The following is a 21871-nucleotide window of genomic DNA, read 5'->3' as shown; positions in this document are numbered from 1 at the left end:
GGTGATTGGTTAAGACGATGGAAAAAAGTGTGATCGAACGGGCACGAGAGCTTCGGCGGCGTATCGAGAATGCTGATCACCGGTATTACGAGCTTGCAGATCCTGAAATTACAGACGCTCAGTACGACCAGCTCTTTAGAGAGTTACAAGAACTGGAACAGGAGTATCCAGAGCTGATCACGGCTGACTCGCCATCCATGAGAGTCGGTGGCGCTGTTCGAAAATCATTTGTAAAAGTTAGACACTCAATCCCTATGCTTTCTCTAGCGAACGCATTTGATGAGATTGAGGTAAGAAATTTTGTCGATCGGATTTTGCGTCGTATAGATGGTTCGAGCCCACTCAAATTTTCTGTCGAACCAAAGTTCGACGGTCTAGCAATCAGCTTGCGTTATGAATTAGGTGAGTTTGTTCAAGGTGTGACCCGTGGTGACGGCGTTGTTGGTGAAGATGTCAGTGAGAACATTCGAACAATACGATCAGTTCCATTGAGGTTGAGGGGCAGTAACGTTCCAGCCGTTTTGGAGGTCCGCGGCGAGGTTTACATGCCACGGACTGGATTTGCTGAATTTAATAAGCGGGCTATGGCTCGGGGTGAAAAACTTCTCGCTAATCCGAGAAATGGAGCGGCAGGTTCTTTACGTCAGCTAGATAGCCGTATTGCAGCTCAACGCCCTCTTTCTTTTTTTGCATATGGGGTAGGGCTCATTCAGGTGGAGCAAGACCTCTTTGAAGAGATTCCGCAAAGTGTCGCGTCAACCCATTCAGCAATGCTCGCGCAGTTGCGCGCATGGGGTTTCCCGGTCAGCGCCCTGGTCGAGGTGGTGCAGGGCTGCGACGGCCTGTTGGCGTACTACCAACGCATCGGCGAGGCGCGCGACGGCTTGCCCTTCGATATCGACGGCGTGGTCTACAAGCTCGACGATCTGGCCGGGCAGCGCGAGATGGGCTTTGTCTCGCGCGCGCCGCGCTGGGCGATCGCGCACAAGTTCCCGGCACAGGAGCAGTCCACCACGGTGGAGGCGATCGAGATCCAGATCGGCCGTACCGGTGCGGCCACGCCGGTGGCGCGGCTGAAGCCAGTGCACGTGGCCAGGGTGGTCGTCACCAACGCCACGCTGCACAACGCCGACCAGATCGCGCGGCTGGATGTGCGCGTGGGCGATACGGTGATCGTGCGGCGTGCCGGCGATGTGATTCCCGAAGTGGCTGGCGTGGTTGCCGAGCAACGGCCGCCCGGCACCCAGTCATGGCAGATGCCCACGCAATGCCCGGTCTGCGGGTCGGAGATCGTGCGCGAGGAAGGCGAGGCGGTGTGGCGCTGCTCCGGCGAGCTGACCTGCCCGGCACAGCGCAAGGAAGCGTTCCGGCATTTCGTCTCGCGCCGCGCGATGGATGTCGATGGCCTGGGCGAAAAATTCATCGAGGTGCTGGTCGACAGCGGCGTGGTGCAGGGCGTGGCCGATCTGTATCTGCTCAACGTGGACCAGCTGCTGCAATTGCGCATGATCAGCACTGCCGAAAGCCCGCACGCGTTCCTGCGCGAGGCGCGCGAGCATCTGGCCAGCGGTGCGTACGGCCAGCTGGAAAACACCGTGGTCGGCATCGGTGTGGACCTGGCCGGCGAGCGCGAGGCGCCGCAAACCTGGCAGGCCGATCTGTTGCGCGCCGGGCTGCCGGCGTTCGACTGGAACCGCAAGAAGATCGCCACCAAGTGGGCGGAAAACCTGATCGAGGCGATCGAGCAATCGCGCGATACCACGCTGGAGCGTTTTCTGTTCGCGCTCGGCATCGAGCATGTTGGCGAGAGCACCGCCAAGGCCTTGTCGGCGTGGTTCGGTGATCTGGCGTTGATCCGCCATCTGCCGTGGCCGCTGTTCAAGCGCGTGCCCGACATCGGTGGCGAGGTGGCGCGCTCGCTCGGGCACTTCTTCGACCAGCCCGGCAATCAGCAGGCCATCGACGACCTGCTGCAGCGTGGCGTGCGCATCGGCGATGCGCATCCGCCATCACCTAAACTGCGCGAGGCGCTGAGCTTTGCCAGCGTGCTGCAGGACATGGATATCCCCAAGGTGACGCCCGTGCGTGCGCAGCAGCTGGCTGCCGCGGTGGCCTCCTTCGATGCGCTGCGCAGCGCGGGGTCCGATGCCTTGTTGCAGGCCGGTGTTCCCGCGCCGGTGGTGGCGTCGCTGCTGCAATGGCTGGAGCGGCCGGAAAATGCGGCCTTGGCAAGCGCTGCGCAGCAGGCGATGGAAAAGGTGCTGTCGCGTCTGCCCGACGCCGACGCGCTGCAAACCGGCCCGCTCGACGGCCAGACCGTGGTGATCACCGGGACCCTGGCTGCGCTCACCCGCGATGCGGCCAAGCAACGGCTGGAAGCGCTGGGCGCCAAGGTCGCCGGCAGCGTCTCCAAGAAAACCGCGTTTCTGGTGGCCGGCGAAGAAGCCGGGTCCAAGCTGGACAAGGCGCAGTCGCTGGGCGTGGAGATCTGGGACGAGGCGCGCTTGCTGGCCTTCCTCGGCGAGCACGGCCAGCAACCATGACCGCGACGCAGGTCGATCTGGACGCGTTGCGGTTGCGCGCGCGGCTCAACGCGCTGATCCGCGATTTCTTCGCCGAGCGCGGCGTGCTGGAAGTGGAGACGCCGGTGCTGTCGGAGGCCGGCAATACCGAGCCGAATATCGACAGTTTCAGCACGCGCTTCAGCGGCCATGTCGATGCCGGCGCGCCGGTGCGCTGGTTGCGCACCTCGCCGGAATATCCGCTCAAGCGGCTGCTGGCGGCCGGGGTGGGCGACTGCTACGAGCTGGGGCGGGTGTTCCGCAATGGCGAGGCCGGCGGCCGCCACAACCCCGAGTTCAGCATGCTCGAGTGGTACCGGGTGGGCTGGGACGATCGCGCCCTGGCGCAGGAGACCGTTGAGTTGGTGCGCCGCGCGCTTGCGCTGGTCGGGCGCCAGGCGCAGGTGCAGGTGCTGAGCTATCGCGCGCTGTTCGTGCAGGCGCTGGGCATCGACCCGTTGCGCGATTCGATCGAAACGCTGCGCGCACCGCTGCACGATGTCGCGATCGATCCGGAGGGCCTGACCCGCGACGATTGGCTGGATCTGCTGATGACCCATCGGCTCCAGCCGGGCTTTGCCAGCGACACGCTGACCGTGGTGCACGACTGGCCGGCCAGCCAATGCGCATTGGCGCGCATCCGCCACGACGACCCGCCGGTGGCCGAACGCTTCGAGCTGTATCTGGGCGCCTACGAGGTGGCCAACGGATATCACGAGCTCAACGATGCGCAGGAGCAGCGTGCGCGTTTCATGCGCGACAACGCAGTGCGTGCGGCGCGCGGATTGCCGCAGCTGCCGGTGGATGAGCGGCTGCTGGCAGTGCTGTCGCAACTGCCCGATTGCGCCGGGGTGGCGGTCGGCGTGGACCGGCTGTTGATGGCCATGCGCGACACCACGCAGATTGCCGATGTGCTGGCGTTCGCGTTCGCCCGCGCCTGACCCACGGCGGTGCGCAGTGTCTGCGCGGCACCGGGCGCGCGCCGGTTGCCATCCCGCTGTCATCGCCACCGTATTGCTATCTTCACATCGATGATGCTCTCATCGTGGCGTCCACGGGGGCGCGGCGCAGAGTGTGTTTGGGTGAGGATTGTCGGCATGAAGTGGCTGATCAGCTTATGCGGTTTGTGGTGCTTGCCGCTGCTGATGCTGGCCGATGCGCGTGCGGCGGATCGCGCCGCCGGCGTGGTGCGCTGCGAGTCCAAGGACATGGCGCGCGTGCATTGTGCGATGGACACCGAGCACGGCGTCCAGCTGGTACGCCAGCTGTCCGAGACCAGTTGCATCCGTGGCAGCGAGTGGGACATCGAACGCAATGGCGTCTGGGTCGAACAGGGCTGCCGTGCGGAGTTCGCGGCCGCGCGGGTGCTGAGCGCTCCGCAGATGCGCCGCGTGGTGCGCTGCGATTCCAACGGCGGCAAGGTGGTGTGCCCGGTGGTGCTGCGTGGTGCGCCGGTGCGCCTGCTGCGCCAGCGCTCGGTGTGGCCGTGCAAGGAAGGCCGCAGCTGGGGCGCGCGCCGTAACGAAATCTGGGTCTCGCGCGGCTGCGATGGCGAATTCGAGGTCGCTGCCGAGGACGGTTCCGGCTTCGTGGCCATGCCACGCATGGTGACCTGCGAATCGAAGAAGGGCGCGCGCCGCACCTGCGGGATCTCGGTGGAGCGCCAGGTGCGTGTGGGCCGGCAGATCTCCAAGAAGGAATGCGTGGAAGGCCAGACCTGGGGCTGGAGTCGCGACGGCGTGTGGGTCAACGACGGCTGCCGCGCCGAGTTCATCGTCGACTGATGGACTGACGAAACCGCTGCTCTCCATCGCATAGGTGGGCGTAGCCGGTGCCGTGGCCCCCGTCAGCACGCGACCAGGTTGGTGAGGGTGTCTAGCCCTCAACCAGCTCTGCTTGGAACATCCAGACCACGCTGAAGCTCAAACTCTCAGTTGTCTTGAGATGTGATTGGACGGGGTGCGTATGCGTCGGGTGTGGAGCGGGCGAGCTGCGGCGTGGCTGCGGGGCCCTTGCCCGCCCACCATCGCGGGACACGCCGCAAGTACGTCCCTGTAGGCTCTTACGCGGCATCCATGCCGCGTCAGGTCCCGCGACGGTAGGCGGACAAGGACCCGTCGGGATGGTCGGTGTGCGTGGTGCAGGCAGGGCGTGACGTGCGCTGGTTGGAGCACTGTGCGTCGGCCAGCTTCTCTTTGCCTTGCCATTGCAAGCCTAGCAACAGAAAGGCGTTCAACACGCCACCTGCCAACTTCTCATCCGCCTCGCGCAGGCTGCGCAACAGGCTTTCAAGAAGCGGCCGGCCAACTCTCTGGTGCGGTGTCCTCGCCGGTTGCAGGACCCTTGGCGGCATGGATGCCGCCAAGGAGCCTCCACGGACGGATTCACGGCGTGTCCCGCAAGCGGTGAGGGCGTCGCGCACTCGACCAGCTCGGTTTGCGACATCGCCAGCGGGCTGAGCGATGCGGCCACTGACTGGGCTGCCCGCGCGCCTTACAATGTCCGGATGAACGACAGCGCCCATATCGATTACGCCCGCTACGACCATATCCGCCCGCTGCTGTGGACGGGCGATGCCCTGGAACTGCTCGACCAGCGCAAGCTGCCCTTCGTGGTCGAGCATGTGCGTTGCGACACCAGCGATGCCGTGGCCGAGGCGATCCATTCGCTGGCCGTACGCGGCGCGCCGGCGATCGGCATTGCGGCCGGGTGGGGCGTGGTGCTGGCGGCGCGCGACATCGCTGCCGACGACGGCAGTGCGGCCTTGCAGAAGCTCGAGCCGGCGCTATTGCGGCTCAATGCCGCGCGTCCGACCGCGGTCAACCTGGCCTGGGCGCTGATGCGCATGCGTCGCGTGCTGGGCGCTGCCGGCGCCGACTGGCGCGAGGTGATCGCGCGCGAGGCGCAGGCCATCGCCGATGAAGACCTGGCGGCCAACCGGCATATGGGCGCGCTCGGTGCGTCGTTGATCGAGACCGGCAGCGGCGTGCTGACCCATTGCAATACCGGTTCGTTGGCCACCGCCGGCTTCGGTACCGCGCTGGGCGTGATCCGCGCCGGCATGGCGCAGCAGCGCATCGCCAAGGTGTTTGCCGGCGAGACCCGGCCGTGGTTGCAGGGCGCGCGCCTGACCGTGTGGGAGCTGCAGCAGGATGGCATCGACGCGACCCTGATCGCCGATTCGGCCGCCGCGCATCTGATGAAGTCCGGGCTGGTGCAGTGGGTCATCGTCGGCGCCGACCGCATCTGCGCCAACGGCGATACCGCCAACAAGATCGGCACCTATCAGCTGGCGATCGCCGCGCGCCACCACGGCGTCAAGTTCATGGTGGTGGCACCGTCGTCCACGGTGGACATGGACACCGCCAGCGGCGATCAGATCGAGATCGAGCAGCGCGACCCGGGCGAATTGTTCGGGGTCGGCGGTGTGCGCACGGTGGCCGATGGCATCAATGCCTGGAACCCGGTGTTCGATGTCACCCCCGGCAGCCTGATCGATGCGATCGTCACCGAACGCGGGGTGATCGCGCAGCCGGACCTGGCGCGCATGCAGGCGGCGTTCGGCGGCTGAGGCCAGTGCGGCGCACTATCGCCGCATCGTCCCGTCAAAATCCTGCAAGTGCTTGTTTCTGGCCGGTAAACCGGCGGCATCGTGGTGCCCCTTCGTGATACAATCCGGGGCTTGAATCGATCGGCGGGAGCGTGGGGTCGGCAGCCTGTTGTCAGGGCGCCCCCGACGCGGCTTTCCGGCTCGCCCGCCACCTCACTTACGGAACCCGAATGGCAGAAACCGCCAAGGAAATCATCCAGGTCAATCTGGAAGACGAGATGCGCAAGAGCTATCTCGATTACGCGATGAGCGTGATCGTGGGCCGCGCACTCCCCGATGCCCGTGATGGCCTCAAACCCGTGCACCGCCGCGTCCTGTACGCCATGCATGAGCTGGGCGCACACAGCAACAAGGCCTACTTCAAGTCGGCGCGTATCGTCGGCGACGTCATCGGTAAATACCACCCGCACGGCGACCAGTCGGTGTACGACACGCTGGTGCGCATGGCGCAGCCGTTCTCGCTGCGCTACATGATGGTGGACGGCCAGGGTAACTTCGGTTCGGTCGATGGCGATTCCGCCGCGGCAATGCGTTACACCGAGTCGCGCATGTCGCGGCTGGCGCATGAGCTGATGGCCGACATCGACAAGGAAACCGTCGATTTCCAGCCCAATTACGACGAGAAGGAACAGGAACCGACGGTCATGCCGACCCGGTTCCCGAGCCTGCTGGTCAACGGCTCGGCCGGTATCGCGGTGGGCATGGCCACCAATATCCCGCCGCACAACCTGACCGAGGCGATCAACGCCTGCATCGCCTTGATCGACACGCCGGAGCTGGATGTCGAAGGCCTGATGGAATACATCCCCGGCCCGGATTTCCCCACCGCCGGCATCATCAACGGCACCGCCGGCATCGCTGCCGGTTACCGCACCGGCCGTGGCCGCGTGCGCATGCGCGCCAAGGCCGATGTGGAAGTGGCCGACAACGGCCGCGAAGCGATCATCGTCACCGAGATTCCGTATCAGGTGAACAAGGCGCGGCTGATCGAGAAGATCGCCGAGCTGGTCAAGGAAAAGAAGCTCGAAGGCATCAGCGAGCTGCGCGACGAGTCCGACAAGGACGGCATGCGCATCTACATCGAGGTCAAGCGCGGCGAGTCGGCCGAGGTTGTGCTCAACAACCTGTATCAGCAGACCCAGATGGAGTCGGTGTTCGGCATCAACATGGTGGCGCTGATCGACGGCCGCCCGCAGTTGATGAACCTCAAGCAGATGCTGCAGGCGTTCATCCGCCACCGCCGCGAAGTGGTGACCCGCCGCACCATCTTTGAACTGCGCAAGGCGCGTGCGCGTGCGCACGTGCTGGAAGGCCTGACCGTCGCGTTGGCCAACATCGACGAGATGATCGAGCTGATCAAGACCTCGGCCAACCCACAGGAAGCGCGCGAGCGCACGCTGGCCAAGACCTGGGAACCGGGTCTGGTCGGCGCACTGCTGGGCGCCGCCGGTGCCGAAGCCTCCAAGCCGGAAGATCTGGCCCCGGGCGTGGGCCTGGCCAACGGCTTCTATCAGCTCAGTGAAGTGCAGGCCTCGCAGATCCTGGAAATGCGCCTGCATCGCCTGACCGGGTTGGAGCAGGAAAAGCTGACTGACGAGTACAAGCAGTTGCTCGAGGTCATCCAGGGCCTGATCCGCATCCTGGAAAACCCCGACGTGCTGCTGCAGGTGATCCGCGACGAGCTGATCAACATCCGCGAGGAGTACGGCGACGAACGCCGCACCGAGATCCGTCACAGCGAAGAAGATCTGGACATCCTGGACCTGATTTCGCCGGAAGACGTGGTGGTGACGCTCTCGCATGCCGGCTATGCCAAGCGCCAGCCGGTCAGCGCGTATCGTGCGCAGCGCCGTGGTGGCCGTGGCCGGTCTGCGGCGGCGACCAAGGAAGAGGATTTCATCGACCAGCTGTGGCTGGTCAACACGCACGACACGCTGCTGACCTTCACCAGCAGCGGCAAGGTGTTCTGGCTGCCGGTGTACCAGTTGCCGGAGGCCGGATCCAATGCGCGTGGCCGTCCGATCATCAACTGGATTCCGCTGGAACCCGGCGAGCGTGTGCAGGCGGTGCTGCCGGTGCGCGAATACGCCGACAACCGCTATGTGTTCTTTGCCACGCGCAACGGCACGGTCAAGAAGACCCCGCTGAGCGAATTCGCGTTCCGCCTGGCACGCGGCAAGATCGCGATCAACCTCGACGAGGGCGATGCGCTGGTCGGTGTGGCCTTGACCGATGGCGATCGCGACGTGTTGTTGTTCGCCTCCAACGGCAAGACCGTGCGCTTTGGCGAATCCACCGTGCGTTCGATGGGCCGTACCGCCACCGGCGTGCGCGGCATCCGTCTGACCAAGGGCGAAGAGGTGGTCAGCCTGATCGTGGCCGAGCGTGCCGGCGGCATCGAAGGCGATGTCGAGGACGAGGGTGTCGAGGATGTGGTGGAGAGCACGGACGGTGTCGAGGCAGAGGTGATCGACGTCGCCGAGAGCGACGACATGGCCTACATCCTCACCGCCACCGAGAACGGCTACGGCAAGCGCACCCCGCTGACCGAGTACCCGCGCAAGGGCCGCGGTACGCAGGGCGTGATCGGCATCCAGACCACCGAGCGAAACGGCAAGCTGGTGCGTGCGGTGCTGCTGGGCGCCACCGACGAAGTGCTGCTGATTTCCGATGGCGGTACGCTGGTGCGCACCCGCGGTTCGGAGATCTCGCGCGTGGGTCGCAATACCCAGGGCGTGACCTTGATCCGCTTGTCCAAGGGCGAAAAGCTGCAGGCGGTCGAACGCCTGGATGCATCGCTGGATGAGGCCGAGGATGTGCTGGACGATGCAGCGGTTGCACCGGCAGCAAGTCCAGGCGACCTGCCACCGACCGAAGCGTGATCGCACCTGGCGAGCAACGCAGCTGAAGAAAAACGCCGGCGCACAGCCGGCGTCTTTTATTGCACGCGGTGACATCTGCAACGCAGTGTTTTTCGGCGGCGTTCGCAAAGAACGCGGTTTTTTCACCGCGGCGGGTCGAAGGTTGGGGGCGGTGTGGCGGCGTTGCGTCGCCGCAGATCGAAGAGGAACAACTGATGACGACATTGCATCGTCCTTCCCGTCGCGGCCACTGGGCGCTGGCGACGTTGGGAGGCGTGATTGGAGTGCTGGGCGCCGTGCTGCTGGCAGGCGGCGTGTGGCTGGCCGCGCTGGGCGGCTCCTGGTATTACGCGCCTGTGGGCGTGGCCTTGCTGATCGCCGGCGTATTGCTGTTTCGCGGTCGCAATGCGGGCGCGTGGTGGTTTGCCGCAGTGGTGGCGGCGACGTTGCCGTGGACGTGGTGGGAATCGGGCAGCGACTACTGGCGTTGGGTAACGCGGCTGGGCTTGATCGTCGGCCTGGCATTCGTGCTGGCGCTGCTGCTGCCGAAACTGGAGCGCCCGGTATCGCGTGCGGTATCGCGCAGCGTGGCCGGCGTTCTGGCGGCGGTGTTCGTGGTGGCCTTCGCGCTGGCGTTCGTGCCGTTTGGGGTGACCGAGGCCGATGGCGCGCTGGCACACGCCGCCGGCATGGCCGCTAGTCTGGTCAAGCGCAGCGCGTCCGCAGCGCCGGCCGCCGCCGACGGGCAGCCGGGCAATGCGCCTGCCGACGACGACTGGGCCGCGTATGGACGCAGCCAGGCCGGGCAGCGCTATTCGCCGCTGCAGCAGATCAACCGCGACAACGTTGCGCAATTGAAGCAGGCCTGGGTCTTCCACACCGGCGACCTGCCGAGCAAGCGCTGGGGTGCGGAAACCACGCCGCTGAAGGTGGGCGACAGCCTGTATCTGTGCACTGCGCGCAATCAGGTGATCGCGCTGGATGCCGCCAGTGGCAAGGAGCGTTGGCGCTACGATCCCAAGGTCAAGGACGAGGCGATTCCGTATACCGCCGCCTGCCGTGGCGTGTCGTACTACCAGGTGCCGGCGGCAGCCAACGAGGCCGCCGCAACGATGGCAACGGATGGGGCGCCGCTGTGCCGCACGCGCATCATCGAAGGCACGCTGGATGGCCGCCTGATCGCGCTGGATGCGCGTAGCGGCCAGCCGTGCACGGATTTCGGCAACAACGGTCAGGTCGATATCACCCTCGGTATGGGGCAGACGCCGCCGGGCTATGTGTCGATCAATTCGCCGCCCGCCATCGTGCGCGGGGTGGTGGTCACCGGCCATCAGGTGCTGGACGGACAGAAGCGTTACGAGCCGTCCGGAGTGATCGAGGGCTTCGATGCGGTGACCGGCCAATTGCGCTGGGCCTGGGACATGACCCATCCGGACTGGAACGGCGCACCGCCGCCGGGCCAGACCTGGACGCGTGGCACGCCGAACATGTGGACCACCGCCGCGGCCGACGAACAGCTGGGCTATGTGTATCTGCCGATGGGCAACTCCACCGCCGATTACTGGAGCAGCTCGCGCACGCCGCAGGAGAATCGCTATGCGACCTCGCTGGTGGCGCTGGATGTCACCACCGGCAAGCCGGTGTGGAATTTCCAGACCACGCATATCGATGCGTGGGATTACGACCTGGGCTCGCAGCCGAGCCTGATCGACTTCCCCAAGGACGGCGTCAACGTGCCGGCGGTGTTGTTGCCGAGCAAGCAGGGCGAGTTGTACGTGCTGGATCGGCGTACCGGCAAGCCGCTGGTGGGCGTGGAAGAACGCGCAGTGCCAGGCGGTGGCGTGGAGCCGCAGATGCGTGCCAAGACGCAGCCATTTTCGCTGTACCACACGCTACGCAAGCCGGATCTGACCGAGCGCGACATGTGGGGGATGACGCCGATCGATCAGCTGGTCTGCCGCATCCAGTTCCGCAAGGCCAGCTACAAGGGCATCTACACGCCGCCGGAAGCCGACCGCCATTCGATCGAATACCCCGGCTACAACGGCGGTTCGGACTGGGGCAGCGTGTCGGTGGATCCGCAGCGCGGCGTGATCGTGGCCAACTACAACGACATGCCCAACTACAACCTGCTGGTGCCGCGCGCCAAGGCCGACAAACTGGGCTGGGCACCGCGCGATGAAGTGCGCGGCGATGCTGGTGGCGCGGAAGGTGCGGGCGATCCGCAGGCCGGCACGCCGTATGCGATCAACGTCAACGCCGGCTGGCGTCTGCCGTTCACCAAGCTGCTGTGCAAGCAGCCGCCGTACGGCGGCATCCGTGCGATCGATCTGGCCAGCGGCAAGACGCTGTGGGACCGCCCGTTCGGCAGCGCGCGCGGCAATGGTCCGTTCGGCATCCGCTCGGGTCTGCCGATCGAGATCGGCACGCCCAACAACGGCGGCTCGGTGGTGACGGCCAGTGGCTTGATCTTCATTGCCGCAGCCACCGACGACCTGATCCGCGCCGTCGATCTGGCCACCGGCAAGGAGCTGTGGCACGCCAAGCTGCCGGCCGGCGGCCAGGCCAACCCGATGGTCTACGCCTACAACGGCCGCGAGTATCTGGTGATCATGGCCGGCGGCCACCACTTCATGGAAACGCCCGCAGGCGATGCCGTGGTGGCCTACGCGCTGCCGCAGCAGGCACCATGACGCAGGCAGCGACCAAACCCGCCAATCAAGGCAAGCCGGCCATTCCCAAGGCCTGAAACGAAAAAGCGCACCGCAAGCGGTGCGCTTTTTTTATCTGCAATCGCATCACAGCAGTCGCTGCATCGGGAAGCGGTCAAACAGCATGCATCTACCTGTTGACCCAACAGAACCCCGCACCCACGCTCTTACGATTCCCGATTCCCGATTCCCGATTCCCGATTCCCGACTCACCCAACGTTAGCCGCAACCGCATCCTCCATCACCGCATCGCGCACATCCTGCGCCAGCGTCGCCTTGACGATGATCGAGCGGATGGCATCGGTGGCATCCGACAGCGGCACATCGCTGCTCAGGCGCTGGAAGGTGTCGCGGCTGTTGTAGCCGGACCCGTCCTTCAGATAATGGTCGTACATCGACAGCAGATCCTGGCAGGCGGTGATCAGCGCCGCGACGTTGCCGCGCAACAGGGCATAGCCGATCTGGTCGAAGCTGTGCAGGCAATCGGCCAGCCAATGCAGATCGTAGCGGGCGGTGGCCGGTTCCGGCGCAGTGTGGCCGCGGCTGTAAGCGCTGTAGCGGCGCAGGCTGCGTGCCACCCGCGCGACGTGCGCGAACAACGTGCCGATCTCGTTGGCGATATCCAGCCGTTGCACCATCACCATCGGAATCACCTGGCTGTCGGCAGCCGGCGCCTGTTCGGCGGCCGTCTGTTCCTGCTGCTCCAGCGATTGCTTGAGGACGGTGTAGCTGCGCTGCAACGATTCCAGCTCCAGCACGCTGGCGGCCGCGCGCGCCTTCGCCTGCGAGAGCGCAGCCTGGTAGCGGGCAAGGCTGTCCTGGGTGCTGGCGAGCTGGCCGGATTCGGCGCGCAGCTGCCGGCCACGCACGAACGCCAGCACGGTGGCAATCAGCGCCCAGAGCGCGAATGCAGGCACCAGGTAGATCAAGATGCCCATGGAGATCCCTCGAAACGTTGCATACCTTGTCGGCCCGCACGCGGCGGACTTGAGGGCAATCGTCGAGAATGTGATGGGCAACGATGTCCTCGCTTGCAACCCGAAGCCGGAAGCTCTCGCGCCCCCTGACCAAAGGCACGTGGCGGGCGGTATCCCGGCATGCTCGAATCAGCGCACTCGCCAGCCCGGAGCCTTGCATGCGTAGATGGATCGATCGCTGGCCTCCAATGCTGCGGCGCATCCGCTCAGCCGGACTGATCTGGGTCGTGATGTGTGCCACCGCGCATGCCGCGCCAGCCGTGTCGTCATCGTCACCCGTGCAGGTGGGTTACAGCGAGGCCACGGACCTGTTCAACCTGCTGGATAACCTGTCGGACTGGTTGCCGGGCTATACGGCGCCCGTCTATCGCAGCTATTTCGAAACCCACGGCGGGCTGGACCCGGCCGATCGTGCAGCGCTTGTGGCCTACGCAGCTTTCCGTCGGCGCACCTCTGGGCTGGCAAAGGACGACGATCTGGAGGTGCTCGACCGCGTGTTTGCGCCAGATGCCACCCGTGAGGTGGATCCTTTCTCCCGGCATTTCCTCGGGAATGCCGGATTCGAGGCGTCAGCGGACGCCGCCATTGCCGAGCAGTCGGCAGACGACCAGGCGATGCTGCGCGCGTATTTTGCCCGCTTCGTTCCGCGCGCCAGGCGCCTGGTCGCCGTTGCACCGCGTTTCGAGCAACAGGCACGCGAGCTGGGCGAGGAACTGTCCAACCCCGCCGTTTCGCGGTTGGCAGCGCAGATGCGGGCGTTCTTTGCGGTGCCGGAGCCTGCGGTGTTCCAGGCAAGATTCGTCTGGTGGCCGGAGCCGGACACCACCCAGGCCAAGGTGCGCGGACGCACCATGCTGCTGTATTCGCAGCATGATGCGCGTGCCGGCACGGCCTCGATGGACTGGGCGCCGATCGTGTTGCATGAGTTGAGTCACTACCTGTCTGCGGGGCAGCCCTCGGCGCGCAAACGCATGCTCGCAGCCAACTTCGTGCGGCTGTGTCCGGGTGCGGCCACCTTGCGTAACCCGCTCAACGCGCTGGAAGAGCCGTTGGCGATCTACTGGGGACAGTATCGATTCGAGCAGACGGTGCGCGGGCGTACGCTGCCGCCGTCGTCGCAGTGGTATATCCAGGCGGACGCCGATCGCGCGGCGAAGGCGATCGCAGCGGCCTACCCAGCAAGCGGTGCGGCACCGGTGCTCGATGACAACGCATTGCTGGCCGCTGCTGCATCGGCCTGCAAGTAGACCGTCGTGGAGCTGAGAGCGGCCAATCGCGGGCAGCCGATAGTCGTCACCTGCTGCGGACGCTGCGCCCACAACCGGTGATGTCCGCGTGCCGCATGCCGACCGCGTACGGCGTGCACGCGGTCGGCGAAACAGCTGAGGCCGAGAATCCTCAGCCGAGAATGCCCGGCAAATCCAGGCCTTTTTCCTTAGCGCAGTCGGTGGCGATGGCGTAGCCGGCATCGGCGTGGCGCATCACGCCGGTGGCCGGGTCGTTCCAGAGCACGCGCTCCAGGCGTCTGTCGGCCGCCTCGCTGCCATCGCAGACGATGACCATGCCGGCGTGCTGCGAGAAGCCCATGCCGACGCCGCCGCCATGATGCAGCGACACCCAGGTCGCACCGGACGCGGTGTTGAGCAGGGCATTGAGCAGCGGCCAGTCGGAGACCGCATCCGAGCCATCGGCCATGGCCTCGGTCTCGCGGTTGGGCGAGGCGACGCTGCCCGAATCCAGATGATCGCGGCCGATCACCACCGGCGCCTTCAGTTCACCACTGCGCACCATCGCATTGAAGGCCAGGCCGAGCCGATGGCGGTCGCCCAGACCGACCCAGCAGATCCGCGCAGGCAGGCCCTGGAAGGCGATCTTTTCGGCAGCCATGTCCAGCCAGCGATGCAGATGCGCATCGTCGGGAATGAGCTCCTTGACCTTGGCATCGGTCTTGGCGATGTCGTCGGGATCGCCACTGAGCGCGACCCAGCGGAACGGGCCGATACCGCGGCAGAACAGCGGCCGGATGTAGGCGGGCACGAAGCCGGGGAAATCGAACGCATTGTCGACGCCGGCCTCCAGCGCCATCTGGCGCAGGTTGTTGCCGTAATCGACGGTGGGCACGCCGAGTGCGTGGAAGGTGAGCATGGCGCGGATGTGGTTGGCCATCGAGTCGCGCGCGGCCGCTTCCACCTCCTTCGGCGCGCTCACGCGTTTCGCGTCCCATTCCTCCACCGTCCAGCCCTGCGGCAGGTAGCCGTTGATCGGGTCGTGCGCGGAGGTCTGGTCGGTCAGCAGGTCCGGCTTGACTCCACGTAGCAGCAGCTCGTCCAGCACGTCTGCGACATTGCCGAGCAGACCGACCGACAGCGGTTTCTTCGCCGTGCACGATTCCTCGATCAGGCGCAGCGCTTCGTCCAGGTCGTCGGTCCAGGTGTCCAGGTAGCCGGTGCGCAGGCGCATGTCGATGCTGGAACGGCGGCATTCCACCGCCAGGCACGAGGCGCCGGCCATCACTGCGGCCAGCGGCTGCGCGCCGCCCATGCCGCCCAGGCCACCGGTAAACAGCCACTTGCCGGCCAGGCTGCCGCCATAATGCTGGCGGCCCATTTCCACGAAGGTTTCGTAGGTGCCTTGCACGATGCCTTGCGCGCCGATGTAGATCCAACTGCCGGCGGTCATCTGGCCGTACATCGCCAGACCCTTGCGATCGAGTTCGTTGAAATGCTCCCAGCTGGCCCAGCGCGGCACCAGGTTGGAGTTGGCGATCAGCACGCGCGGCGCATCGGCATGCGTGCGGAACACGCCCACCGGCTTGCCGGACTGCACCAGCAGGGTCTGGTCGTCGTCCAGGCGGGTCAGCGCGGCGACGATCGCATCGAAGGATTCCCAGTCGCGCGCGGCGCGGCCGATGCCGCCATAGACCACCAGTTCCTGCGGGCGTTCGGCCACGTCCGGGTCCAGGTTGTTCATCAGCATGCGCAGTGGCGCTTCGGTGAGCCAGCTTTTTGCGGTGAGCGTGGTGCCGGTGGCGGCGCGGATGACGCGGGTTGCATCGTGACGGGTCATGCCGGTTTCCTTGCAATCAACGGTGCGCCGCAGGCGGCGTGGTGGCGGAGGAGTGAGCGGTGGTATTGGCAAACTGCAGGCAGGCCAGCAGCACGTGGCGCAGCACCGCGCGCAGTGCGACCGCATGTGCGGGGAGCCAGGGCGTGGGCCAGTTCTGCGGGGTGATGGCGTCCGGCTCGCGCATATAGCCGCGGCACGCCAGCTCCATCTGCAGCGTATGCACGCCATGCCCGGGCTGCGCGTAATGGCGGGTGATCCAGCCGCCCTTGAAGCGCCCGTTGCGCACGGTGCTCGAGCCGCTGCTGCGGCACAGCTGCTCCACGGCATCGGCCAGGGCCGGATCGCAACTGCGGTCGTCGTTGCTGCCGATGTTGAACTGCGGCAGCTCGCCATCGAACAGATGCGGAATATGCGAGCGGATCGAATGCGCGTCGTAGACCACGATGCTGGCGTGCTGCGTGCGCAGGCGCGCGATCTCGGCTGCGAGCGCAGCGTGATAGGGGTCGAACCACTGCGTGCGGCGCCAGGCGATCTGCGCTTGGTCGGGCTCGGCGCCGTCGGCATACAGCGGCTGGTTGTCGAAGGTGGTCAGCGGACACAGGCCGGTGGTGTTCTGGCCCGGGTACAGGGACGCTCCGCTTGGATCGCGGTTGACGTCGATCACCGAGCGCGAGATCGCGGTGCGCACGGTGGTGGCGCCGAGCGATTGCGCAAAGTCGTACAGCTGATGCACCCACCAATCGGCATCGCGGCGTGCCAGCCAGGGCGAGACGAACTGGTCGACCATCTCCTCGGGCAGCTCGGTGCCGGTATGCGGGAAGCTGAGGATCAACGGCGCATCGCCGCGGTGGATCTCGAGCCAGGGCAGGGCGCTCATCGCGGTGCGCCTTGTGCTGGTGCGATCGTCAAGACGCGACGATGTCGCGCCTGCATCCGGTCGGCACGCGGCGCGCAAGCGCGCAGCACGGCCTGACGCGCAAGCAGTCCGCGCGCGCGTATCGCCCGCAGTGCATGGTCATCGCGCAGATGCGCGCTCGGCAGTGACGCGAGACTTTGCACGCGCGAACACCACGCTGCCGAGCTCATTCCAGCAGCTGCGAAGTGGCGCGTCATGCGTGCTGCTCCACGCCTGGCAAGGCAATGGCGACCGCCTGCGCGAGCGCGCCCGAACGCACCAACGCACTGGCCGCCAGCATGTCGGGGTGGAAATAGCGGTCGTCCTGCAGGGTCGGCACCTGCGCGCGCAGCAGGGCGCGTGCCGCTTCCAGCGCGGCGCTGGAGCGCAGCGGCGCATGGAAGTCGCAGCCTTGTACGGCCGCCAGCAGTTCGATGCCGATCACGTGCGCGGCGTTCTCGGCCATCGCCAGCAGACGCCGCGCGCCATGTGCGGCCATCGACACATGATCTTCCTGATTGGCCGAGGTCGGGATCGAATCGACACTGGCCGGATACGCGCGCTGCTTGTTTTCCGACACCAGGGCCGCAGCGGTGACCTGCGGAATCATGAAACCGGAATTCAGGCCCGGGCGCGGGGTGAGGAACGCCGGCAGGCCCGACAAGGCCGGGTCGACCAGCATCGCGGTGCGGCGTTCGCTGATCGAGCCGATTTCGCAGACCGCCATCGCCAGCATGTCGGCGGCGAAGGCCACCGGCTCGGCGTGGAAGTTGCCGCCGGACAAGGCCTCGCCGGTATCGCTGAACACCAGCGGGTTATCCGAGACACCATTGGCCTCGATCTCCAGCGTGCGTGCGGCCTGACGCATGATGTCCAGCGCCGCGCCCATCACCTGCGGCTGGCAGCGCAGGCAGTACGGATCCTGCACGCGCACATCGCCGAGCCGGTGCGATTCGCGGATGCTCGAATCAGCCATCAGCGCGCGCAGCGCGGCAGCGGTGGCGATCTGCCCCGGCTGGCCGCGCAAGGCATGGATGCGCGCATCGAACGGCGTGTCCGAGCCCTTGGCCGCTTCCACCGACAGCGCGCCGGTGACCAACGCGGCCTGCAACACGGTTTCGATCTCGAACAGGCCGGCCAAGGCGCAGGCGGTGGAGAACTGGGTGCCGTTGAGCAGCGCCAGGCCTTCCTTGGCGCCCAGCACGCGCGGCTGCAGCTGCGCCTGCGCCAGCGCGTCGGCGGCAGGCAGGCGTTGCCCGCCGACGAAGGCTTCGCCGACGCCGATCATCACCGCGGCCAGGTGCGACAGCGGTGCCAGATCGCCCGAGGCACCGACCGAGCCCTGGCACGGCACCACCGGCGTGATGCCCAGGCGCAGCATCGCGTCCAGCAACGCCAGCGTCTGCGGCTGCACCCCGGAAGCACCCTGGGCCAGGCTGGTGAGCTTGAGCGCCATCATCAGCCGCACCACCGGCACCGGGGTGGGCTCGCCGACGCCAGCGGCGTGCGAGAGCACGATATTGCGCTGCAGGGTCTGCAGGTCCTCGCGTTCGATGCGCACGCTGGCCAGCTTGCCGAAGCCGGTATTGACGCCATACACCGGCTCGCCGCGCGCCACGATGGCCTCCACCGTCTGCGCGCTGCGCAGCACCGCGGCCGCGCAGGCGTCGTCCAGCACGACGTCGGCGCCGCGATACAGCGCACGCCACTGCGCCAGCGTGACCTGGCCGGGCTGCAAGACAATAGAAGCACTCATGACGACTCCGGATTCAGCAGGAATGCCCGCGCCAGACGCGGGCATGAAGAGGGTTGAAGCCCATGCGGTAGACCAGGTCGGCTGGCGCATCGATGTCCCAGATCGCCAGGTCGCAATGCAGGCCGGCGCGCAGCCGGCCGAGTCGCTCGCCGCGCCCGAGCGCGCGTGCGGCTTCGCGGGTGAACCCGGCGATGCATTCGTCCACGGTCATGCGGAACAGCGTGGCGGCCATGTTCATCGCCAGCAGCGGGCTGGTCAGCGGCGAGGTGCCCGGATTGCAGTCGGTGGCCAGGGCCAGCGGCACGCCGGCGGCGCGCAACGCCGCGATCGGCGGCAGCTGGGTGTCGCGGGTGAAATAGAACGCGCCCGGCAACAGCACCGCGACGGTGCCGGCGCCGGCCATTGCGGCAATGCCGGCGTCATCCAGGTATTCGATGTGGTCGGCCGACAACGCGCCATGGCGTGCGGCCAGTTGCGCACCATGCTGATTGCTCAGTTGCTCGGCATGGATCTTGATGTCCAGGCCGTGTGCCTGCGCGGCGCGGAAGACCTGTTCGGCCTGCGCGGGCGAGAACGCCAGATGCTCGCAGAACACGTCCACCGCCTCGGCAAGCCCTTGCGCGGCGATCGCCGGAATCATCTGCGTGCAGACGGCGTCGATATAGCTCTGCGCATCGCCGCCCGGTGGCACCGCATGCGCACCGAGGAAGGTCGGTACCACTTCGACCTTGCGCAACGCAGCGAGCTGACGTGCCACGCGCAGCTGCTTGGTCTCGTCCTCCAGCGTCAGCCCGTAGCCGGATTTGATTTCCAGCGTGGTCACGCCTTCGGCGAGCATGGCGTCCAGGCGCGGCAGGCTGGCGGCCAGCAGCGCTGCGTCGTCGGCGGCGCGGGTGGCGCGCACCGTGGCCACGATGCCGCCGCCGGCTGCGGCAATCTCGGCATAACTGGCACCGCGCAGGCGTTGCTCGAATTCGTTGGCACGATTGCCTGCATACACCAGATGGGTATGGCAATCGATCAGGCCGGGGCTGATCCAGCGGCGCCGGCAATCGTGCGCAACGTCCGGTGTCAGCGCCGGGGCCTGCGCGGCCGGGCCGGCATAGGTGATGCGGCCGTCCTGGCAGGCCAGAACGCCATCGTCCACGATGCCCAGGCCACCATCGGCTGCGTCCAGGGTCATCAGCTGTGCGTTGTGCCAGAGGACGTCGCAATGCATGGCGCAGGCTCGTGGTGTCTGATATGTATATACAATAGAACCGGCAATCGAGGGTGTCCAGTGGCAGACCAACAGGTGCAGGCGTTGTGGGCGGCGCGGGCTCTCCTGCCCGATGGCTGGGCGGGCGACGTGCGGATCACGCTGGCGCAGGGGCGCATCGCCTCGGTGCAGCCCGGCGCCACGCCTGCCGCCGACGACAACCGGGTCGAGCGGCTGCTGCCCGGGCTGGGCAACCTGCATAGCCACGCATTCCAGCGCGGCATGGCCGGTCTGACCGAAGTGGGCGGGCGCAGCGGCGACAGTTTCTGGAGCTGGCGTGAGTTGATGTACCGCTTCGTTGACCGGCTCGATCCGGACAGCCTGCAGGCGATCGCCGAACAGGCCTATGTGGAAATGCTTGAAAGCGGCTTCACCCGCGTTGGCGAATTCCATTATTTGCACCACAGCCCCGGCGGCGCGGCGTATGCGCAGGCCGGCGAAATGTCCGGGCGCATCGCCGCTGCCGCCGCCAACACCGGCATCGGGCTGACGCTGTTGCCGGTGTTCTATGCGCATGCGGATTTCGGTGGCGTGGCGCCCAGCGCAGCGCAGCGTCGTTTGATCCACGACATCGACGGCTTCGCGCGGTTGCTGGACGACTGCAAGGGCAGCCTCAAGGTATTGCCGGATGCCGTGCTCGGGCTGGCGCCACACAGCCTGCGCGCGGTCACGCCGGAGCAGTTGGCTGCGCTGGTGCCACTCACCGATGGGCCGATCCACATCCATATCGCCGAGCAGCAGCGCGAGGTCCAGGCCTGCCTGGCCTGGTCCGGCCAGCGCCCGCTGCAGTGGCTGCTGGCCAACGCACCGGTGGATGCGCGCTGGTGCCTGGTGCATGCCACGCATGTGGACGCGAGCGAGCTGCAGGGCATCGTCGACAGCGGCGCGGTGGTCGGGCTGTGCCCGATCACCGAGGCGAATCTGGGCGACGGCTTGTTCCCGATGCAGGCATTTGCCGCTGCGGGCGGGCGCTTTGGCGTGGGCTCGGATTCGAATGTGTTGATTGACGCGGCCGAAGAACTGCGCCTACTCGAATACGGCCAGCGTCTGCAGCTGCAGGCACGCAATGTGCTGGCGCAGGCGGGCGCCTCCAGCGGGCGTTGGTTGTTCGAGCAGGCAGGCGAGGGTGCGGCGCAGGCCCTGGGCATTGCGCGCAGCGGCATCCGGGTCGGCGCATCGGCCGATCTGCTCGAACTGGACCCGACCCATCCGGCGCTGCTGGCGCGCAACGACGATGCGCTGCTGGACAGTTGGCTGTTCGCCGCGCGCGGCGGTGCGGTGCGCACCGTCTGGCGCGCCGGGCAACCGGTGGTGCGCGACGGGCGCCATGTGGATCGCGCGCGGATTGCCGCGCGTTTTGCCGGGGTTCTGCGATCGCTGCTGAGCAAATGAGCGGATGCGCGCACAATGCGGGTCTGACCGGAGACCTGTTTTGACCGCCACCCCCATCGCCGCGCCCGGCACCCTGCATCAACGCATCCGGCAGGATCTGGAACGCCGCATCCACAGTGGCGACTGGCCGCCCGGTCACCGTGTGCCGTCCGAGCACGAGCTGATGGCGCAATACGGCTGCTCGCGCATGACCGTGAACAAGGTGCTCGGCCTGCTTGCCGATGCCGGCATGATCGAACGTCGTCGCCGCACCGGCTCGTTCGTGGCGCGCCCGCATCCGCACCTGGAGCAGGTCGCGTTGTCGATCCCCGACATCGAAGTGGAGATGACCGCGCGCGGCCACGTCTACCGGTTCGCGCTGTTGTCGCGCCGACTGCGCAGCCCGCGCCTGCGCGTGCCGCAGGAGCGCGCCCTGGGCAGCAGCGGCAAGGTGCTGGCGCTGGAAAGCGTGCACCTGGCAGACGGCCGCCCGTTCGCGCTGGAACAGCGGGTGATCGACATCACCACCGTGCCCGAGGCGTTGCTGCAGCCTTTCACCGACGTGGCGCCGGGCAGCTGGTTGTTGCGCAACGTGCCGTGGACGCGCGCCGAGCACCGCATCAGCGCCGTCAATGCGGACGCCGCACAAGCCGAACGCCTGCAGGTGGACGATGGCGCGGCCTGCCTGGTCATCGACCGCCACACCTGGCGCGGCGACCAGCCGGTCACCTATGTGCGTCAGTTGTTCCTGGGCGGATCCTACGACCTGGTGGCGCGGTTCGCCCCGGGAATGCGCTGAGCCTCA

General features: G+C 66.6%; 14 protein-coding genes. 9 read left to right on the top strand and 5 right to left on the bottom strand.

All coding sequences use genetic code 11. The annotated features are described in order from the left end of the window. The first annotated feature begins 17 nt into the window (after positions 1 to 17). From ligA to XARJCFBP2528_RS18665, 6 genes are all read left to right on the top strand, one after another. A complete protein-coding gene (gene ligA, locus XARJCFBP2528_RS18695; RefSeq protein ID WP_047124982.1) occupies positions 18 to 2543 on the top strand; it encodes an NAD-dependent DNA ligase LigA in 2526 nt (841 codons plus the stop codon). Continuing rightward, positions 2540 to 3502 carry an EF-P lysine aminoacylase EpmA gene (gene epmA, locus XARJCFBP2528_RS18690; RefSeq protein ID WP_016903846.1) on the top strand — a complete coding sequence of 321 codons (963 nt, stop codon included), beginning with the start codon at positions 2540 to 2542 and terminating at the stop codon, positions 3500 to 3502. The genes ligA and epmA overlap by 4 nt, the downstream gene beginning before the upstream one ends. A gap of 156 nt (positions 3503 to 3658) precedes the next feature. Continuing rightward, a complete protein-coding gene (locus XARJCFBP2528_RS18685) occupies positions 3659 to 4345 on the top strand; it encodes a DUF3011 domain-containing protein (protein ID WP_016903847.1) in 687 nt (228 codons plus the stop codon). A 722-nt stretch (positions 4346 to 5067) separates the two neighbouring features. Continuing rightward, a complete protein-coding gene (gene mtnA, locus XARJCFBP2528_RS18675; protein WP_016903849.1) occupies positions 5068 to 6132 on the top strand; it encodes an S-methyl-5-thioribose-1-phosphate isomerase in 1065 nt (354 codons plus the stop codon). A gap of 209 nt (positions 6133 to 6341) precedes the next feature. Further along, a complete protein-coding gene (gyrA, locus tag XARJCFBP2528_RS18670) occupies positions 6342 to 9053 on the top strand; it encodes a DNA gyrase subunit A (protein WP_016903850.1) in 2712 nt (903 codons plus the stop codon). Between the two features lie 194 nt (positions 9054 to 9247). Beyond that, the gene (locus tag XARJCFBP2528_RS18665) at positions 9248 to 11725 is read left to right on the top strand and encodes a membrane-bound PQQ-dependent dehydrogenase, glucose/quinate/shikimate family (RefSeq protein WP_047124981.1); all 2478 of its coding nucleotides are present in this window, start codon (positions 9248 to 9250) and stop codon (positions 11723 to 11725) included. A gap of 227 nt (positions 11726 to 11952) precedes the next feature. Here XARJCFBP2528_RS18665 and XARJCFBP2528_RS18660 read toward each other — a convergent pair whose 3' ends face one another. Beyond that, a complete protein-coding gene (locus XARJCFBP2528_RS18660) occupies positions 11953 to 12681 on the bottom strand; it encodes a hypothetical protein (RefSeq protein ID WP_039514302.1) in 729 nt (242 codons plus the stop codon). Between the two features lie 299 nt (positions 12682 to 12980). Between XARJCFBP2528_RS18660 and XARJCFBP2528_RS18650 the strand changes: the two genes are divergently transcribed. Beyond that, positions 12981 to 13967 carry a hypothetical protein gene (locus tag XARJCFBP2528_RS18650; protein ID WP_232618403.1) on the top strand — a complete coding sequence of 329 codons (987 nt, stop codon included), beginning with the start codon at positions 12981 to 12983 and terminating at the stop codon, positions 13965 to 13967. Positions 13968 to 14118: 151 nt separating this feature from the next. Here the strand turns inward: XARJCFBP2528_RS18650 and hutU are convergent, their stop codons facing one another. The 4 genes from hutU to hutI form a co-directional block, all read right to left on the bottom strand. Further along, positions 14119 to 15786, bottom strand: coding sequence for a urocanate hydratase (gene hutU, locus XARJCFBP2528_RS18645; RefSeq protein WP_047124980.1), 1668 nt, complete (start codon positions 15784 to 15786; stop codon positions 14119 to 14121). A gap of 16 nt (positions 15787 to 15802) precedes the next feature. Next, positions 15803 to 16663 (bottom strand): N-formylglutamate deformylase, encoded by an 861-nt coding sequence (hutG, locus tag XARJCFBP2528_RS18640; RefSeq protein WP_016905044.1) that lies wholly within the window; start codon positions 16661 to 16663, stop codon positions 15803 to 15805. A gap of 232 nt (positions 16664 to 16895) precedes the next feature. After that, complete coding sequence (gene hutH, locus XARJCFBP2528_RS18635) at positions 16896 to 18437, bottom strand: histidine ammonia-lyase (protein WP_047124979.1); 1542 nt, start codon at positions 18435 to 18437, stop codon at positions 16896 to 16898. A 13-nt stretch (positions 18438 to 18450) separates the two neighbouring features. Continuing rightward, positions 18451 to 19656, bottom strand: coding sequence for an imidazolonepropionase (gene hutI, locus XARJCFBP2528_RS18630; protein ID WP_016904645.1), 1206 nt, complete (start codon positions 19654 to 19656; stop codon positions 18451 to 18453). Positions 19657 to 19716: 60 nt separating this feature from the next. On the opposite strand from hutI, the gene XARJCFBP2528_RS18625 reads away from it, so the two are divergent. Beyond that, positions 19717 to 21087 carry a formimidoylglutamate deiminase gene (locus XARJCFBP2528_RS18625; protein ID WP_016904646.1) on the top strand — a complete coding sequence of 457 codons (1371 nt, stop codon included), beginning with the start codon at positions 19717 to 19719 and terminating at the stop codon, positions 21085 to 21087. Positions 21088 to 21127: 40 nt separating this feature from the next. Continuing rightward, positions 21128 to 21865: a histidine utilization transcriptional repressor HutC gene (gene hutC / locus XARJCFBP2528_RS18620; RefSeq protein WP_016904647.1), complete on the top strand. Its 738-nt coding sequence runs from the start codon at positions 21128 to 21130 to the stop codon at positions 21863 to 21865. Positions 21866 to 21871: the final 6 nt, after the last annotated feature.

The sequence above is a fragment of the Xanthomonas arboricola pv. juglandis genome (assembly GCF_001013475.1).
GTDB classification, from domain to species: Bacteria; Pseudomonadota; Gammaproteobacteria; order Xanthomonadales; family Xanthomonadaceae; genus Xanthomonas; species Xanthomonas arboricola.
Note: the sequence above shows the minus strand (reverse complement) of the source record. Positions and strands in the feature narration are given on the sequence as shown.

Excerpts from the sequence above, each read along its gene's own strand:
- ligA (WP_047124982.1), top strand. The coding sequence starts at position 18 with ATGGAAAAAAGTGTGATCGAACGGGCACGAGAGCTTCGGCGGCGTATC.
- epmA (WP_016903846.1), top strand. The coding sequence starts at position 2,540 with ATGACCGCGACGCAGGTCGATCTGGACGCGTTGCGGTTGCGCGCGCGG.
- XARJCFBP2528_RS18685 (WP_016903847.1), top strand. The coding sequence starts at position 3,659 with ATGAAGTGGCTGATCAGCTTATGCGGTTTGTGGTGCTTGCCGCTGCTG.
- mtnA (WP_016903849.1), top strand. The coding sequence starts at position 5,068 with ATGAACGACAGCGCCCATATCGATTACGCCCGCTACGACCATATCCGC.
- gyrA (WP_016903850.1), top strand. The coding sequence starts at position 6,342 with ATGGCAGAAACCGCCAAGGAAATCATCCAGGTCAATCTGGAAGACGAG.
- XARJCFBP2528_RS18665 (WP_047124981.1), top strand. The coding sequence starts at position 9,248 with ATGACGACATTGCATCGTCCTTCCCGTCGCGGCCACTGGGCGCTGGCG.
- XARJCFBP2528_RS18660 (WP_039514302.1), bottom strand. The coding sequence starts at position 12,681 with ATGGGCATCTTGATCTACCTGGTGCCTGCATTCGCGCTCTGGGCGCTG.
- hutU (WP_047124980.1), bottom strand. The coding sequence starts at position 15,786 with ATGACCCGTCACGATGCAACCCGCGTCATCCGCGCCGCCACCGGCACC.
- hutG (WP_016905044.1), bottom strand. The coding sequence starts at position 16,663 with ATGAGCGCCCTGCCCTGGCTCGAGATCCACCGCGGCGATGCGCCGTTG.
- hutH (WP_047124979.1), bottom strand. The coding sequence starts at position 18,437 with ATGAGTGCTTCTATTGTCTTGCAGCCCGGCCAGGTCACGCTGGCGCAG.
- hutI (WP_016904645.1), bottom strand. The coding sequence starts at position 19,656 with ATGCATTGCGACGTCCTCTGGCACAACGCACAGCTGATGACCCTGGAC.